General features: G+C 41.1%; 11 protein-coding genes. 8 read left to right on the top strand and 3 right to left on the bottom strand.

Annotation, left to right across the window (positions count from 1 at the left end; translation table 11 throughout):
• Positions 1-490: 490 nt before the first annotated feature.
• From V7K50_RS24985 to V7K50_RS24965, 5 genes are all read left to right on the top strand, one after another.
• Positions 491-907, top strand: a complete 417-nt coding sequence (locus tag V7K50_RS24985) for a hypothetical protein (RefSeq protein ID WP_334964803.1) — start codon at positions 491-493, stop codon at positions 905-907.
• Positions 908-983: 76 nt separating this feature from the next.
• Positions 984-1,412, top strand: coding sequence for a bifunctional diaminohydroxyphosphoribosylaminopyrimidine deaminase/5-amino-6-(5-phosphoribosylamino)uracil reductase RibD (locus V7K50_RS24980; RefSeq protein ID WP_334964801.1), 429 nt, complete (start codon positions 984-986; stop codon positions 1,410-1,412).
• Positions 1,413-2,493: 1,081 nt separating this feature from the next.
• Entirely contained in the window at positions 2,494-3,513 is a 1,020-nt protein-coding gene (locus V7K50_RS24975) for an RpoD/SigA family RNA polymerase sigma factor (RefSeq protein ID WP_334964799.1), read from the top strand.
• 115 nt (positions 3,514-3,628) lie between these two features.
• On the top strand, positions 3,629-4,123 hold the full coding sequence (locus V7K50_RS24970; protein WP_334964797.1) for an ureidoglycolate lyase: 495 nt from the start codon (positions 3,629-3,631) through the stop codon (positions 4,121-4,123).
• Positions 4,124-4,837: 714 nt separating this feature from the next.
• Positions 4,838-5,587: a hypothetical protein gene (locus V7K50_RS24965; RefSeq protein ID WP_334964795.1), complete on the top strand. Its 750-nt coding sequence runs from the start codon at positions 4,838-4,840 to the stop codon at positions 5,585-5,587.
• 121 nt (positions 5,588-5,708) lie between these two features.
• Here V7K50_RS24965 and V7K50_RS24960 read toward each other — a convergent pair whose 3' ends face one another.
• On the bottom strand, positions 5,709-6,980 hold the full coding sequence (locus V7K50_RS24960) for a ribulose bisphosphate carboxylase small subunit (RefSeq protein ID WP_334964793.1): 1,272 nt from the start codon (positions 6,978-6,980) through the stop codon (positions 5,709-5,711).
• On the opposite strand from V7K50_RS24960, the gene V7K50_RS24955 reads away from it, so the two are divergent.
• Positions 6,979-7,137 carry a hypothetical protein gene (locus tag V7K50_RS24955; RefSeq protein ID WP_334964792.1) on the top strand — a complete coding sequence of 53 codons (159 nt, stop codon included), beginning with the start codon at positions 6,979-6,981 and terminating at the stop codon, positions 7,135-7,137. The two genes, V7K50_RS24960 and V7K50_RS24955, sit on opposite strands and share 2 nt — an antisense overlap.
• A 242-nt stretch (positions 7,138-7,379) precedes the next feature.
• Here V7K50_RS24955 and alaS read toward each other — a convergent pair whose 3' ends face one another.
• Positions 7,380-10,022, bottom strand: coding sequence for an alanine--tRNA ligase (gene alaS, locus V7K50_RS24950; protein WP_334964790.1), 2,643 nt, complete (start codon positions 10,020-10,022; stop codon positions 7,380-7,382).
• A gap of 244 nt (positions 10,023-10,266) precedes the next feature.
• Between alaS and V7K50_RS24945 the strand changes: the two genes are divergently transcribed.
• On the top strand, positions 10,267-10,467 hold the full coding sequence (locus V7K50_RS24945; RefSeq protein WP_190958176.1) for a heavy-metal-associated domain-containing protein: 201 nt from the start codon (positions 10,267-10,269) through the stop codon (positions 10,465-10,467).
• An 811-nt stretch (positions 10,468-11,278) separates the two neighbouring features.
• Positions 11,279-12,301, top strand: a complete 1,023-nt coding sequence (locus V7K50_RS24940) for a GGDEF domain-containing protein (protein WP_334964782.1) — start codon at positions 11,279-11,281, stop codon at positions 12,299-12,301.
• 149 nt (positions 12,302-12,450) lie between these two features.
• On the opposite strand, the gene V7K50_RS24935 is transcribed toward V7K50_RS24940, so the two are convergent.
• Positions 12,451-15,276 (bottom strand): M16 family metallopeptidase, encoded by a 2,826-nt coding sequence (locus tag V7K50_RS24935; protein WP_442944665.1) that lies wholly within the window; start codon positions 15,274-15,276, stop codon positions 12,451-12,453.
• Positions 15,277-15,475: the final 199 nt, after the last annotated feature.

Here is a 15,475-nt window from a genome sequence, read left to right as displayed (position 1 = left end):
GCTAAGATGCCCACCCCAGAAGATGTTGAGAAAATTTTAATATGCAAATTAGATGTGTTTTAGCTTAGTATACCCCAGAAAAATCTTGATAATTAATTCATAAGGCACCTACTTTTAAACATTAGGATAAAGCTGGCAAAACCAATGAACCAATTCTTAATCTCACTAAACCACAAATACTGAAAATTACTTGCTCATATATATGAGGATGAAGGCGATATCTTTCTGCCGCTATCCGAAAAACCTTGATAGTTCTAATTATATGTTCAAAAAAAACGGAAAACCAGACAAATTGCTCAGAGCAACTTGCTAAAGATCGGTAAAGTTCCGCCACAGTCTACTAGATGTCACTAAATTTTTAATGAAGTTTAGCTATACTTCTTGCTACGTGTGTTAATCTGAAGTACTGACACTACGTTGCTATTTTTTGGTTTCTGTATCTAGCCAATTTTTATTATTAAACTGACATTAAATGTTGAGAGATTGAATTATGAAATCCTCTTCTATCATCTTAGTCGTTGTGATTAGCACACTCGCTCTCCCCCACAGGGCAGATGCCAACCAAGAGAATGTTCCCATGACAACAGGCGATGCTCTGAACGAGCTGTTTCACGATCGCAATCAAGCTGAAGTTTTATTAACACAACCAGCCACGATTAACACTACATGGAATAACTTTATTGGACAGACTAATAATCCAAAACAAACTGCTGAATCAGTTTCACTGGTGCGGGAGCAAGAATGCCCAAAGATTAACCCACTTGAGTTGATCAAGAATCCAGAGGCTTTCTTTAAGCAATGTCAGAACCCAACAAATACCCAAAGTTCTCAAAGTTCTGAGCCAGTTGAGTATCTCAAGGTTCCTAAACTCGATTCTGGTATTAGTGTGACAGTTACTAAGTTTTGATATTGGAACTTTTTTAACAAGAAGGAAATAACTAATTCAGGGTAGTGTAATTTATCTAGATAATTTACGCGAAAATATGGATGAAATATTTATGCTCGCTGCTTTAGCTCAAAGCAGAAAAGCTTTACCGGAATGTTTGCCTAACCCACCAGTCGGCTGTGTAATTACAGATGCCCAAAAGATAGTAGCTCAAGGATACACCCAAGCACCGGGAAAACACCATGCTGAGGCTAACGCACTTCAACAGATTCAAGGACAAACTTTCAACTTCTTGAAAATGTATGTAACTCTTGAACCTTGTTCTTTTCATGGACGCACACCAGCTTGTGCCTTAGCGATCGCTGAAGATAGTCGGATACATGAAATATATGTATCTATACTTGATCCAGACCTCCGCAATAATGGTCAAGGATTAGATATTCTCAGAAAAGCCGGAAAAACAGTTAATGTCGGGTTATGCGCCAATCAGGTGAATGCTTTTCTTAACCAATATCTGCTAAAGTAATGGTTAAAGAGTTAGATTAAAACTTCAAATAGTACCATTTTATCGAAAATCTTTGCTATAAGTCAATCATCTGCATAGATGTGCTTTCGTGTCAACTTAAGGTGAAAGAGAGTCAGCGATAAAGTTGTGAGATGTTGCTTATTTAAGAGTCCTTAAGAATCTCAGATAATTTCCGACTTATTCCAGAACTTAAGAATCTTGTTGGATCAACTACCTACTCCTAAAGGTAAATATTTTCGTTTCAATTAGGATATTAGTGGCGATCGCGGGCGTTCCTGTCTTGCCAAGTATTATCCTTGGTGATAATGTTACCACTGTCACTACTTTTAATTCAGAAAATGTATCCAGGAGTAATTACATTGATAATACCGTATTTAATACAGATGTCTGCGGACACCAGCGCAATTGTCGCAGATATCCGTGTACTAATCATCCTAAATCCCTAACTACAACTATTTGACCGGACTCCTAAAGAAAGCTGTTCTTAAGCAGGAGAGTAGGAAAAGTGCTTTCTTTGATGTTTAGCGATCGCCCACTGCGTACACAGCTTGATATGATTAGATGATCTAGCAAAAAATTAGAGGGAGAAAATGGACATTTTATATTTAATCAATTTCCATTTAATGAGAATTACATTGAACTAGAACCAGACTCTTGAAATTTCCACAAAATAAATATTCTGTGGGTTACTAATTCATAATTATGTTGGCATTGGTTATTTTTAATTGAGGTAATGAAATTGTTGCTTAGTCAATTTTTCGTTTTTCCTAGTAAATATATTGGATAACTAAAGTAAATATAATTGTGTTTGAAAATCTGCAAAGATCCAAGAAAAATAAGTGTAATTACTTCCAAAGATATGCTGATGATCCTTGAGGTAATTGATTTGTCACTGGTGATGATGTTAGTATTAAGGGGTGGGTTGATTTTGGGTTTATTATCTCCAACAATTGACTTGTAATGTATCATAGACCAGAATTCATCAGTATTGCCAATTGATTAGCAGTGTGAAATGGCTATGGGTCTGAATATCTAGACTTGATACCAATAAATTGATGACGTTACAGAGGAGCAAATAACCATGAGCAGCTTAACATCTCCACATACCGAAGTTCAAAAAACGAAGAAAAAAAGTTTAGTCGCAGATAAAAAGCCTCGAGCTACAGATGATATTGTGCGTAGTTATCTGCAAGAGATCGGGCGTGTAGATTTGTTGACTCGCGAACAAGAGGTTATTTTTGCCCAACAGGTGCAGCAGATGATGAATTTACTCGCTGCTAAGGAAGAATTGGCTGTGAAATTAAACCACGAACCCACCCTCGAAGAATGGGCAGTTCAGGTGGAGTTAAGTGTTGAGGTGCTAAAGCAACAGCTAAGTCAAGGACACCAAGCCAAACAGAAAATGATTCAGGCTAATCTCCGCTTAGTGGTAGCAGTAGCGAAGAAGTACCAGCACCGCAACCTGGAATTCATGGATTTAATTCAAGAAGGTACTTTGGGTTTAGAGCGAGGGGTGGATAAATTTGATCCCGCTCTTGGTTATAAGTTTTCTACCTACGCTTACTGGTGGATTCGTCAAGGAATCACACGAGCGATCGCTCAACAAGGACGTACAATTCGTTTACCGATCCACGTCTTTGAGAAACTGAACAAAATTAAGCGGGTGCAACGAGAATTATCTCAACAGTTAGGTCGCGTTCCCACCACTGCTGAAATTGCTACTGCGTTATCTTTGACACCCAGCCAAGTTCGAGAGTGTTTGTACTTGGCCCGTCAACCCTTCTCCTTAGAAGCGCGAGTTGGTGAACAACAAGATACAGAGTTGCAGGACATACTGGAGGATGATGGACCTTCTCCTGAAGACTATGCTGTTGAAGAATCTCTCCACCAAGATTTACAAGACTTGTTGGCAAAGTTGTCTCCCCAGCAGCGAGAAATATTAACCTTGCGCTTTGGTCTAACTGATGGCTATGAACTTTCTTTAGCACAGATTGGCGATCGCATGGGTATTAGTCGAGAACGAGTGCGTCAAATAGAGCAAAAAGCTCTTAGTCTCCTCCGCCGCCAAAAGGAACAAGTACGTAGTTATCTCGCTAGCTGAGGTTATTTTTTGATCATGTCGGGCAATTCAACTCAGGAAGTCACCATGATGACTGTATAAAAATCAGTCATTTTGGGCGAAAATAAACTTAAGTAATCTTTCTCCCAGATTTGATATGAGTACATCAAAGACAGTCCAACAATTACAGGCACAATGGGTGACTTCTGAAAACTTTCGGCCTTATGGACAGGTGATTTTTGCAAGTCTTGATGGCAAAGTTTATGATGGGGAAGATGCCCAATTAAACCTGCAAAACGGGATTCCCCGATTTTATGTTATGCGGTTGGAGAAGAGAGGGCGAAAGTTTCACAAAATTACTCGCCATCAGAAATGCACTCAATGTCTGGGTTCTTTAGAAGGTAAGGATTGGTTAATTGCAGTTTGTCCTCCTGATAATGATGTGAATGAACCAGCATTAGAGGATATTGCTGCTTTCCGTATTCCGGGCAATTGTTTTATCAAGCTACATGAGGGTACTTGGCACGCTGGACCCCATTTTGATCATACATCTGTGGATTTTTATAATTTAGAACTAGCTGATACAAATGTGGTGGATCATTTCACCCATGATTTTCTCAAGAGTCATCAATTAGAGTTTGAGATGGTTTAGGTGAGATTGGCTTATCCAAATTTCTTTGTCATATCATGTCCGGTTAATCAACCTGAATATAAAAATGTTCGTAGTAAGGACTTTAGTCCTGGCTTTCGGGACTGAAGTCCCCACTACAAACTGTTTATTATGGGTGATTTGGCGGACATCATATCATTGGCTAATATTGAGTCACCACCTTGGCATCACTGACACTTAAACATCGTTGAGTATCCCTTGCCGAAAGCAGTCAACTGGCAATTTTGGGTAGTTTCACTCATGCCGATCAAATATTATTATTCAATAATTTTACTAAACTAGGACTTACGCAAAAACCCTCTCAAACTCTCATTTCTCCGTGACCTCTGCGTCCTCTGTGATTCGTTTTCCGTTACCTTTAGCGGATTTGTGGTAGAGGTAAAGCGCGAATCTATCTACCATCAAAGTAATGATTAATAAAACCCGGAAATAACCTATCTTGCTAAAAGCACCCTAGGCCATAGCCTATGCCAATTTATTTTATTCATTGATGCTCCTTGATCGGGAACAATTACATACAGCTAATATCAGGCATTCTCATACATATTATATTATGCAGTTTGTCCTATAGTCTCATTTTTCGTAGTATTGAGAATGTTATAAAATGGGATTAAAAAAAAGAGACTTGTCTAAATACCAATTAGAGTTTATAGTTGTACGGTCTTTCCCTTTGAACTTTCTCGGCAGGTTTATACCATGATTTATTCTCGCAAATTACAGAAGTTTTTTGCAGGTTTTTCTTTATCTATATTACTAATAGCTGATTTAGTAATCATCCAAAAAGCTCCTCCAGCTTTCGCCGAAACTGTAAATTCATCTATCGGTAGTGGTGTGACATTCAGTTGCAATGATAGTGAAGCGACAATCAAAGCCAAAAATGGGTCTAGAGTAGTTAATGGAGCAACAAGCTTTTACATTGGTTATCAGCAATTCTCAAATAACAAAAACCCTATAACTATCCGCTTCAATAATGGCATAAAAACATGGTGCCATACTGATTACGAAACAACAAACGACGATGGTACAGGTTACGGATTGTATTGGGATGGGGGCAATGTTTTATATGGCGTTTACTCTTCTACTGGCAGTCAGTCTGGTAATGATTTTCGCCGCTTTGCCTCTGGGCGTTGGTTGTCTAGCTATGGTAGCGGAGGCGGGCCAAAAGTCGCAGTTATAGCCCGGATTAATCCAGATAATGGCGATGTTTCTTATGCCACATTTTTATCTGCTAAAAAGGCGGATAATGGACAAACAAACTCTTTAGTTGTCAACAACTTATCATGGGATGGCACAAATTTAACTGTGCAAGCAAAATCATGGTGGACTCCCCGTCGCACTGATACAAATTCGATGATTTGCTCTGGTTCATCACCTTATCAATACACAGCAATATTCACTGGTGATTTAACAAGAGTGAACTCAGCTTCGGCAAATACTTGTAGTTAGAAGGTTAGAATTCATCTGTAGGGGCAATTAGTGAATTTCCTCTACAGATGAAAATCAGGGTATTGGCTATTGTTTGCGTAAGTTTTGTAATTTAGCGGAGATAATATAACTTAACTGAGTGCTAATTTTTGCCATTGGGACGCTGAATAATTGTCTCCACTACCCGCCGCTTGGCTTTTGGATCAATACCTACTAAACGCACATACTCACCGCTATATTCTGTTAAAGTTGATTCCAAATTTGAGATTGCATCAGACTCGGCATCAATGTGGCTATGAACACAAGTTTGCCAAGCACCTGTACGGAAGCGGCGCTCATCTACGTGTTCAATGCTAATTTTGTAACCTTGAGATAATAATTGCCTAATTTGAGCTTGTGTATCTAAGCTTAAATGGGTACTCGATGCTTCCTGTTTCTGGAATCCATTAGTTTTTGTTTCTTGGGTTGCACCATTTGACGGCTGACTAATTGGGGTGACAGCAGCAGGTGGTGCAGATTGAGAATTTCTCCCTCGATTTAGTCGATTGTAATCATCAACCAAATGAGAATTTTCCACCCGTTTTTGCTCACCAACGAGGAAGTTACCAGACTCGATTAAGTGAGACAGTCTGAAATCGGGCTTTTTAAATTCTGGTGGCCCTTCAGTGCTGTTAACCACACTCAAGGATACCTGCTCAAAGCCGACTTTATGGATATAGTTGCGGATTTGTTCGTCATAAATGCGCGATCGCAAAGCGCTAAAAAAGTCAATGGATTGATTGACAAAAGTATCAACTAGCTGTTCAACTTCCTTTGCTGAGAGTCCATCTGGTTCAAAAATCCCCTTGACAATTCCCACCTTGTCTTCTCTATTGGGTTCCCAATAGAATTTATCCATCCGTCCATCCCGAATTAACGGTGCATAGAGGGTAGAAAAATCATTACCTGTGACAATAATCGGCACACGATTTAAAGGTGTGGAATCATAGCTTCCCGGTAACTGCACATCTGTGGGATTATCAGCAATATTCATCAGTGTGGCATTCACTAACTGGGTATTTACAGTATATTGAGTGCCTTCATCAAAGCGTCCAGCGCCGGCATCTAAATCGTTAATCATCAGTACACACATTTTGCCGCGTACTTTGATCAGTTCTGCGGTTTCTCGATAGCGCAGCCGAATCAACCGCGCTGGATCTCCCGCATCGGGACTTTCTAATTCGCCGCCTGATACGTGAGTCACTTCGATACCCATTTTCTCGAAGACTAACTCACATTGAAATGTTTTACCCTCACCTTTGCGTCCATGAATTCCCAAAATCAAGGGTACTCGCACGCCAGGAAGCTTTAAAAAGTTTTTAGTGATGTGGACAGCAAGTTTGTCCAAAAATCGGGGAGCGATGTAGTAACCCATGAGTTTGTATGATGAAAAATTAACACTTCTATGGTTAATGTTAAGTTTTTTTGGGGATAGCGATCGCTTTTATCTCTGGTTGAATTGGGGATTGGGGATTGGGGACTGGGGATTGGGCATTGGGGCGTGTTTTCAAACTACTCGTTTAGCCTCTTAATTTTTTAGATCCCCCTAAATCCCCCGATAAATTGGGGGACTTTAAGAGATTCTTAGAAGACTGACAAATAAAAAAATACTCAACTATTTCTTGTGGGGTGGGCATCTTGCCCGCCCACAGCTAAGGGCGGGCAAGATGCCCACCCCACAAGATTGGATAATTTATTTGTTGGAAGTCCCTTAACTGAACCTGATATTACTCATATTTTCTTGCCCAGTCCCCAGTCCCCAGTCCCCAGATAGTTAACCCAACGCGGACTTTAAATCACTTTCCGCGTGTGCTAATGCATCTGGTAATTTACTTGCATCGCGTCCGCCGGCTTGGGCTAAGTTCGGTCTTCCGCCGCCACCACCGCCGCAAATTTTAGCGATCGCACCGATAAATTTACCTGCTTGCAAACCTTTTTTATTGACTTCGGGACTAAAAGCTGCTACTATGCTAACCTTATCTTCTTCAGGAATAGAACCCAGTACCACTGCACCGTTACCGATTTTTTGCAATAAGCGTTCGGCTGCGGTTTTCAAGGATTCTGGATCAACATTTTCTAATTGGGCGACGATAATTCGATGATCGCCTACTGTTTCTGCTGTTTGTAACAAGCTGTCAGATTTGGCGATCGCTAACTGCACCTTTAAGGTTTCTAATTCTTTCTGGCTATTTCTGAGTTCGCTTTGCAGACTTGTGATTCTGTCTGGTAATTCTTCGGGTTTAACTTTAAAGCGATCGCTCAAATCTTTAACTACTTTATCCCGCAGATTGAGATAATCTAGGATTGCTGGCCCTGATACAGCTTCAATGCGCCGCACTCCAGAAGCCACACCAGCTTCTGAGATAATCTTAAAAACGCCAATTTCAGCCGTATTACTGACATGAGTCCCACCGCATAGTTCCATTGATACGCCAGGGAAGTCAATTACCCGCACTTCATCGCCATATTTTTCTCCGAACATGGCAACAGCACCCTTAGCTTTCGCCTCTGCTAAAGGTAATACTTCCACCTTTGCAGTATGTGCTTCGGCAATCCAAGTGTTCACTTGTTCTTCAATTTGTTGAACTTCCTCTGCTGTCAACGCGCGGGGACAGTTGAAGTCAAAGCGCAACCTGTCAAAGGAAACCAGAGAACCAGCTTGAGATATGCCATCATCAACGATTTTTTTCAAAGCCGCTTGCAACAGGTGCGTTGCGGTATGGTTAGCTTGGGCGCGACGGCGACAAGCCGGATCAATTTGGGCTGTAACATTATCGCCTACGCGCAGTGTACCGCGTTCTATGCGTCCGAAGTGAACAAAGAAATCAGATTCTTTCTTCATGTCTTCCACCCGAACAACGATCCCATCACCAGAGATATAACCGCGATCGCCAATTTGTCCGCCAGATTCAGCATAAAATGGCGTTTTGTCAAGAACAATTTGTACCTGTGTCCCTGCTTCTGCTTCTTCTTGGGAAACACCTTCTACTAAAATCGCTTCAACTTTCGCAGTTGCCGCCGATTGGATATAGCCTAAAAACTCGGTAACTTGGATGTGTTCTGCTAGTTTGTCGAGGGAACCTTGCACAGTTAAATCGATGGTTTCATGTGCTGCTTTGGCACGTTCCACCTGCTTTTGCATTTCGATATTAAATCCCGCCTCATCAACTGTCAGATTATTTTCCTCGGCAACTTCTTGAGTAAGTTCCAGGGGAAATCCGTAGGTGTCATAGAGGGTAAATGCACTTTCACCGCTAATTTGAGTTTCCCCTCGCTGTTTCACCTCTTGGATGATTTCTTCTAGAAGTTTTTCGCCTCTATCTAGAGTTCTGAGGAAATTGGATTCTTCCCGTTGCAACTCAGCTTTAATTGCTGCTTCGCGTTGGCGCACATTGGGGTAAGCTGATTCGGAAAGAGCGATCGCAGTTTCAGCAATTTGGGTAGTAAATTCGCCAGAAATTCCAATTAATCGGCCATGACGCACCACCCGCCGAATTAACCGCCGCAACACATAACCCCGCCCCACATTGGAAGCGCGGATTTCGTCAGCAATCATGTGGACAACCGAACGAACATGATCGCCAATGACTTTTAGGGAAGTTTTGGTTTTCTCGTCGCTGCTGTGGTAATCAACACCAGCAATTTGGGCTGCTGTTTGAATAATTGGGAAAATTAGGTCAGTTTCGTAGTTATTAGGCACTTTTTGGAGAATTTGCGCCATTCTCTCCAAACCCATGCCGGTGTCGATGTTCTTGTTTTGCAGTGGCGTTAAATTCCCGGAAGTATCCCGGTTATATTGCATGAACACCAGGTTATAAAACTCGATGAATCGGGTATCATCTTCTAAATCTATATTTTCGTCGCCGCGTTCTGGGTGGAAGTCATAATAAATTTCCGAACAAGGGCCGCAAGGGCCAGTGGGGCCAGATACCCAAAAGTTATCATCTTCGCCCAAGCGTTTAATTCTGGCTACCGGCACACCGATTTGATCGCGCCAAATTCCAAAGGCTTCATCATCCTCTTCAAAAACGCTGACGACGAGATTTTGGGGGGAAAAGCCAAACACTTGTGTAGAGATTTCCCAACCCCAAGCGATCGCTTGTTCTTTAAAATAATCACCAAAGCTGAAATTGCCCAACATCTCAAAAAACGTGTGATGCCGTTTAGTGCGTCCAACATTTTCGATGTCATTGGTGCGGATACACTTTTGCGAAGTCGTAGCCCGCTTAAATTCTGGTGTGCGCTGCCCCAAGAATATCGGCTTAAATGGTAGCATCCCCGCGATCGTCAGCAGCACGGTTGGATCTTCTGGCACGAGGGAGGCACTTGGAAGGATTTGGTGTTCCCGTTGGGCAAAGAAGTCGAGAAATATCTGGCGAATTTCGTTACCGCTTAGGTACTGGGGATTTGAAGACATAGGTGTTTTTAACTTGAGACTTGGGCGTAGCGGCACTAGATAAGTGTATTTTCATAAATAGCTTCATATATTCTTGCATTTTCTTTCATATTACTGCCAGCGAATTTTGCCATTCGGTGAGCAAAATGCAGCGATTAGGACGCTTTTACACCATAACCTGACTCTGGTAGGATGCGCGATTGCATTTCAAGGCTTAACATTAATCCTTAAGAAATACTGTCAAATTCACATACTGAGGTAACAAATGGCACTAAAACTGAAAGTATCAAATATTGCTTGTGAGGGCTGCGCTGAAACCATTACTGAATCTATCCACGTTATGGAACCTGATGCCAAGGTGGATGTCGATGTTAACGCTAAAACTGTCACAGTGGAATCCGCAGCTTCTGAGGAGTCAATCAAACAGGTAATTGTTGCTGCTGGTTACACAGTCGAAGGTTATTGATCAGGTTCTAGCTTTTCACAGAAGTTTACATTGTAGTAATATCTCAGGCGAAGCTCACAAGATTTTCTATATTTATTCCGCCCTTTCTACAGGCGGAATAAAAGTAATTTACCCACTTAGGGGCAGGTTTTGACACTTTTCCTCTTCGCTGACTTATAATTGGAAATTTTTGCCCGATAAATTCGATCTGTAATTGTCGGGGATGTTAGTGCCATCAGCCTACTATTCATAGTAGGTAATAGTCCTATTGTCTATTTGATCCGGATCTTTTTGGCAATTAAACTCTTACATTGATTATTGATCAAAGCCTAATTCTTAAAGAAAAAGGCTGAAATGTTATATGAAAAATAACATTTTTAATTCAATAAAAAAATGGTTTTGACAATTAGATGAAAATTTTTATGTTTTCTTTATTTTTCTACTTAGGAAGAAATTTAGCTCTCTGATGTGATGGTTATGAAAAACTATTTTTTTGGCAATTTAATTAGCAAAATAACACTTAAGAAACTCCAGTAAGGAGTTTTAGGCAACCAAATAATATTCAGTATTTTTACTGTTTTAAAAACAAACTGTAAAGAAGACATTAGTTGTCAGAAGAGGATATTTCAGAAATTGTAGTAGTAAATATAAAGCCTTACAAAGCCTTAAAAGGAGATTTAATTTGAAAAATAACTGTAGAATCTGCATTTGTAAAATCATATATCAAAAAATATAACTCAGCCTAGAATATCATATTTAGTATTAGGTAATAAGTGCAGTAAGTTAATCAAGTCAATCTCTTTAAAGTTGAAATAGGATAAAAAATAAACCAATGAATATTTCTATTCTGATCTTTGGAAAAAATAATTTTATCGCCACACTTCCAGATCAGATCCGTTATGGGACTGCTTATAGTGTAGAAGTTATAGACAATCTGAATCAGGCAGTGTCACGAATTAAAATCACACCTCCCGATATAATACTGGTACAGGCTAGCCTGGATTGCAGTATGGAACTGTGTAGTTGGTTGAAAGACCAGACAAAACTATCGTGGATATACTGTATTCTCTTTGAGGATCGTCCCCAGCTGATGACTGAGAGAAATAAGGGTTGGCACAGGGAATTGGAGATGAGTGCCGCAGCACTAAAGCAAGGAGCCGATGCTTATATTTGGCATCTTATTGAAGAAAAAACAGATCATAGCTTGACAGACTTGACTGCCAATCATGGACTAATACTTGCTCAATTGACAGTTGGCTTGCGGAAAGCACAAAAATACCGAGATTTGATTCGGGCAAATGATATGTTATCTGCGATCGCCTTAGCCGATTCCTTGACAGAATTAAATAATCGCCGTGCTTTAGAATGGGACTTACCCAGGCAAATTAAAAGAGCTAGGACTCAAGAAAATTCCCTGAGTTTGATTATTCTGGATGTAGATCATTTCAAAAAAGTTAACGATACTCACGGGCATTTAGTAGGCGATCGCGTTTTGCAAGTATTATGTCAGCGTTTGCGCCACAATCTGCGCTGTCAAGATACAGCATTTCGCTATGGTGGCGAAGAATTTGTAATTATTCTAGCTAACACTAGCGATGACGAAGCACTATTAGTAGCCCGTCGTCTCAATCGCATCATCAGCGACGAACCATTTGCACTCAACAATAAACTAACAATTAATATCACCATTAGCCTGGGCACAGCCTCTCTCCGATCTGAGGATGATGAGCAAGGAGAGAGTCTGCTGCATCGTGCCGATCAATGTCTGTTACAGGCTAAAAATACTGGGCGGAATCGGGTTATTGACTCGAACTACCTGTCTCATATCCCACATTTGAAAGCTGTTTCTTCTTGAAAGTGGGGAGTGGGGAGGATATACGCTTAAATTCAAGCTAAGACTCCTTCAAAACCTAGTTTGACAAAGTACTAAGCTAATCGGCATTCAAGTTACATAATCAGGGCGAGCTTTTCAGCCCACCCCACAAGAGTTAATTTGATATTTTTTTATTTGGAAGTCCCTTTAATGCTTTTATCTACTAACACAGATGGTCCAGCAGTGACAACCACGATTTTATCTGGGTGGAGTAACTCACGAGCGGCTTGATTAACTTGGTTAAGAGTGACTTTCTGGATTTTATCAGTTAAGGAGTGCAATTCTATTTTATCTAGTCCATATACCTCATTCATCAGAATTCTATCTGTTAATTCTTCTGGGTTTGCCAGAGAAACGTTGTAGTTGCTGATGAGAGTGCGTTTAGCTGTTTCTACTTCCAGTGCGGTAACGCCTTGTTGATGGATTTGCTGTAGTATTTGGCGGGTGCTAGCGATCGCTTTAATGCTATCTTCTGGACTAGTCTGCATTTCAATCAAAAATGTCCCGGCATTCTTCCCGGCTTGGAAGTAGCTATAAATTCCATAGCTCAAACCTTGGCGATCGCGCACTTCTGCACCTAGTCTACTAGATAAGGTATCGCCTCCCAAAATCTGATTCAAGACTAAGGCGGCATGAAACCGAGGATCATAACGGTTAATGCCTGTATAACCCATATATGTAACAGCTTGGGTTTTATCTGCTAAAACTGGGTTTATACTGACTATTTTCTCCGGCATTGCCACCGGGGGATATTTTAATGTGGGTGCTTGGCCGCTAACTTCCCAGTTACCAAACTTATTTTGAATCAGCGATCGCACTTTGTCTAGATCAAAATCTCCCACCAGCGCTAGCACTGTCGTATCTGGACGATAATGTTTAGCTTTGAACTCAATCACATCCTGGTGCTGAATCTGCTGTAAACTCTCCTCTGTGGGAAAGGTATGTAAGGGATGTTTTTTCGGATAAATTGACTGAACAAATATTCTTCTAGCTACTTCTGATGGCTCATCTAATTCCAGTTGCAGATCATTTAAAGTTTGTTGGCGATGCAATTCCAACTCTTTAACTGGAAAAGTACTATTTTTAACAACATCCGCCAATATCTCCAGTAGTATCGGCAAATCCTCTGCTAAACTATCGCCCTCAATATGCACACCTTCGCGGTAGGTTTGAAAGTCTAAACTCGCCCCACGTTCTGCCAAGACTTTGGCAATAGTTAAGACATCCTTGCTATTAGTGCCACTGAGCAAATTCTCTGCCACAAAAGTAGCCAGTCCAGCTTTATTGTCTGGATCAAATTCCGTCCCCGCTTGAATGTGTCCGCTCAGGGTAACGGTGGGAGTACTATGATCTGGTAACAGTAATATCCGCAGTCCGTTAGTAAATTTAAATTCCTGTGGTAATACTTGGGCGATCACATCTGTAGCCAAATCCACAGGTGGTAAGTACTTCACCACCTCAGACAAAAGCACAGGTGCGCCAGGAGAGAAATTTTCTGTAGTATGGGCTGAGTCGGGTTTGTCACCAACTTCTGTTATCAACTTCTGGGTTGGTTCAAAAAAGCCTACTGTCCTGGCTCCTTTTGTCAAGTATTTGTTGATCACAGCGACAACATCCGTCGGCTTCACCAGACGAACAGCAGCCAAATAGAGGTCTGTGTAGCGATAATCACCAACAGTTGTTTCGTCATTGCCCAATCGCATTGCTTGAGAGGTGATATCACGGTTACTCAAAATTACATCTGCTGTTAATTGGGTTTTGGCTCGTTCAACTTCCTCAGATGTCACGCCTTTTTCTGCTACATTAGCGATCGCACTGCTCAACACTGAGTCAATTTTCTTCAAATCTTCTTTAGAACCAGCCGTTACCAACACCTCATACCAGCCAGATTCTCGCAAACTGGTAACGGATGCTGTAACTTCACTAGCTAAACCCGACTCCACCAATACCTGATAAAGTCTAGAATTCCGTCCTTCAGTCAAGATGTAATCCATCACATCCAGCGCCGGTACATCTGGTTGATTTGCATCGGGTAGCGGATACACAACTTGTAACAGCCGCCCTGCTCCTGGTTCTCGCAATATGATGGGAGATGAGGGGGATGAGGTAACAGTATTTTTACTCTTAACTCCTAACTCCTTCTGACTTTTCACGGGATGTGGAAAACCTCTCTCCAAACCTCTCTCCTGCAAGGAGAGAGGCTTTGAATTCTCCCCCTTCCCTGGTAGGGAAGGGGGCTGGGGGGTTAGGTTTCGCGTTTGTTTTTCCACATAGCGTGAAAAGTCAGCTAACTCCTCACTCCTCACTTTCTTTGGTAATTTCCCAAATACTTCTTTAATTGTTTCGAGGGTATTTGCAGTTTGAAAATCTCCAACAATCACTAAGACGGCATTATCGGGACTATAAAAATTGCGGTAATATTTCTGTACCTGCTCAACTTCAAACTTCTCAACATCAGCTTTAGTACCACCTACAGGCAAACCATAAGCATGATTAGGAAACACCGCCTGCATGACGGCGCGGTTGAGACGATATTCTGGGCTATTTTCGTAACCCTGCAACTCGGAAATTACTACCCGCTTCTCACTCGCTAATTGCTCTGGCTCAATCTGGGAATTTTGCATTCTATCTGCTTCCAACACCAAGAGCGCTTTCAGCTTGTTTCGTTCCACAGTACCGTAATATGCAGTTTGATCATAACTGGTGAAAGCATTGGAATCACTACCTAAAGCACTAAACAAACGTCCAAATTGAATCGGACGATTTAGAGTGCCTTTAAACATCATGTGTTCCAATTGGTGGGCAATGCCATTCACGCCCGGTTCTTCGTTGCGTGAGCCAACCTTATACCACACCTGCACCGTCACCACTGGCGCAGTATGAACTTCCTTTGTCAGGACAGTTAGACCATTTTCCAGCACTGTCTTGCAGACATTTTCTGTCAGTGTTGAGGGCATTATTGTTTTTGTTAGCAAGGTTGATTGATATTTTTCTTTGTTAGATATAGCTGGATGTTGGCTATGAGCAGGTTGATCGCTAAAGAAAAAACCGCTACTGGCCATAGGCTTAAAAGTAATAAAGGCAAAGGATATTTATACAATCTAGAAAATCTAATATATATATGTATTTAGCACGTATATGTGTAAATTAATTTAC

It is taken from the genome of Nostoc sp., assembly GCF_036917135.1.
Classification (GTDB): domain Bacteria; phylum Cyanobacteriota; class Cyanobacteriia; order Cyanobacteriales; family Nostocaceae; genus Nostoc.
This window is presented reverse-complemented; position numbering and strand designations above follow the sequence as displayed.

Coding starts and splice junctions, on each gene's coding strand:
- V7K50_RS24945 (WP_190958176.1), top strand. CDS start 10,267: ATGGCACTAAAACTGAAAGTATCAAATATTGCTTGTGAGGGCTGCGCT.
- V7K50_RS24955 (WP_334964792.1), top strand. CDS start 6,979: ATGAGTTTGTATGATGAAAAATTAACACTTCTATGGTTAATGTTAAGT.
- V7K50_RS24940 (WP_334964782.1), top strand. CDS start 11,279: ATGAATATTTCTATTCTGATCTTTGGAAAAAATAATTTTATCGCCACA.
- V7K50_RS24965 (WP_334964795.1), top strand. CDS start 4,838: ATGATTTATTCTCGCAAATTACAGAAGTTTTTTGCAGGTTTTTCTTTA.
- alaS (WP_334964790.1), bottom strand. CDS start 10,022: ATGTCTTCAAATCCCCAGTACCTAAGCGGTAACGAAATTCGCCAGATA.
- V7K50_RS24970 (WP_334964797.1), top strand. CDS start 3,629: ATGAGTACATCAAAGACAGTCCAACAATTACAGGCACAATGGGTGACT.
- V7K50_RS24980 (WP_334964801.1), top strand. CDS start 984: ATGGATGAAATATTTATGCTCGCTGCTTTAGCTCAAAGCAGAAAAGCT.
- V7K50_RS24960 (WP_334964793.1), bottom strand. CDS start 6,980: ATGGGTTACTACATCGCTCCCCGATTTTTGGACAAACTTGCTGTCCAC.
- V7K50_RS24985 (WP_334964803.1), top strand. CDS start 491: ATGAAATCCTCTTCTATCATCTTAGTCGTTGTGATTAGCACACTCGCT.
- V7K50_RS24975 (WP_334964799.1), top strand. CDS start 2,494: ATGAGCAGCTTAACATCTCCACATACCGAAGTTCAAAAAACGAAGAAA.
- V7K50_RS24935 (WP_442944665.1), bottom strand. CDS start 15,276: ATGCCCTCAACACTGACAGAAAATGTCTGCAAGACAGTGCTGGAAAAT.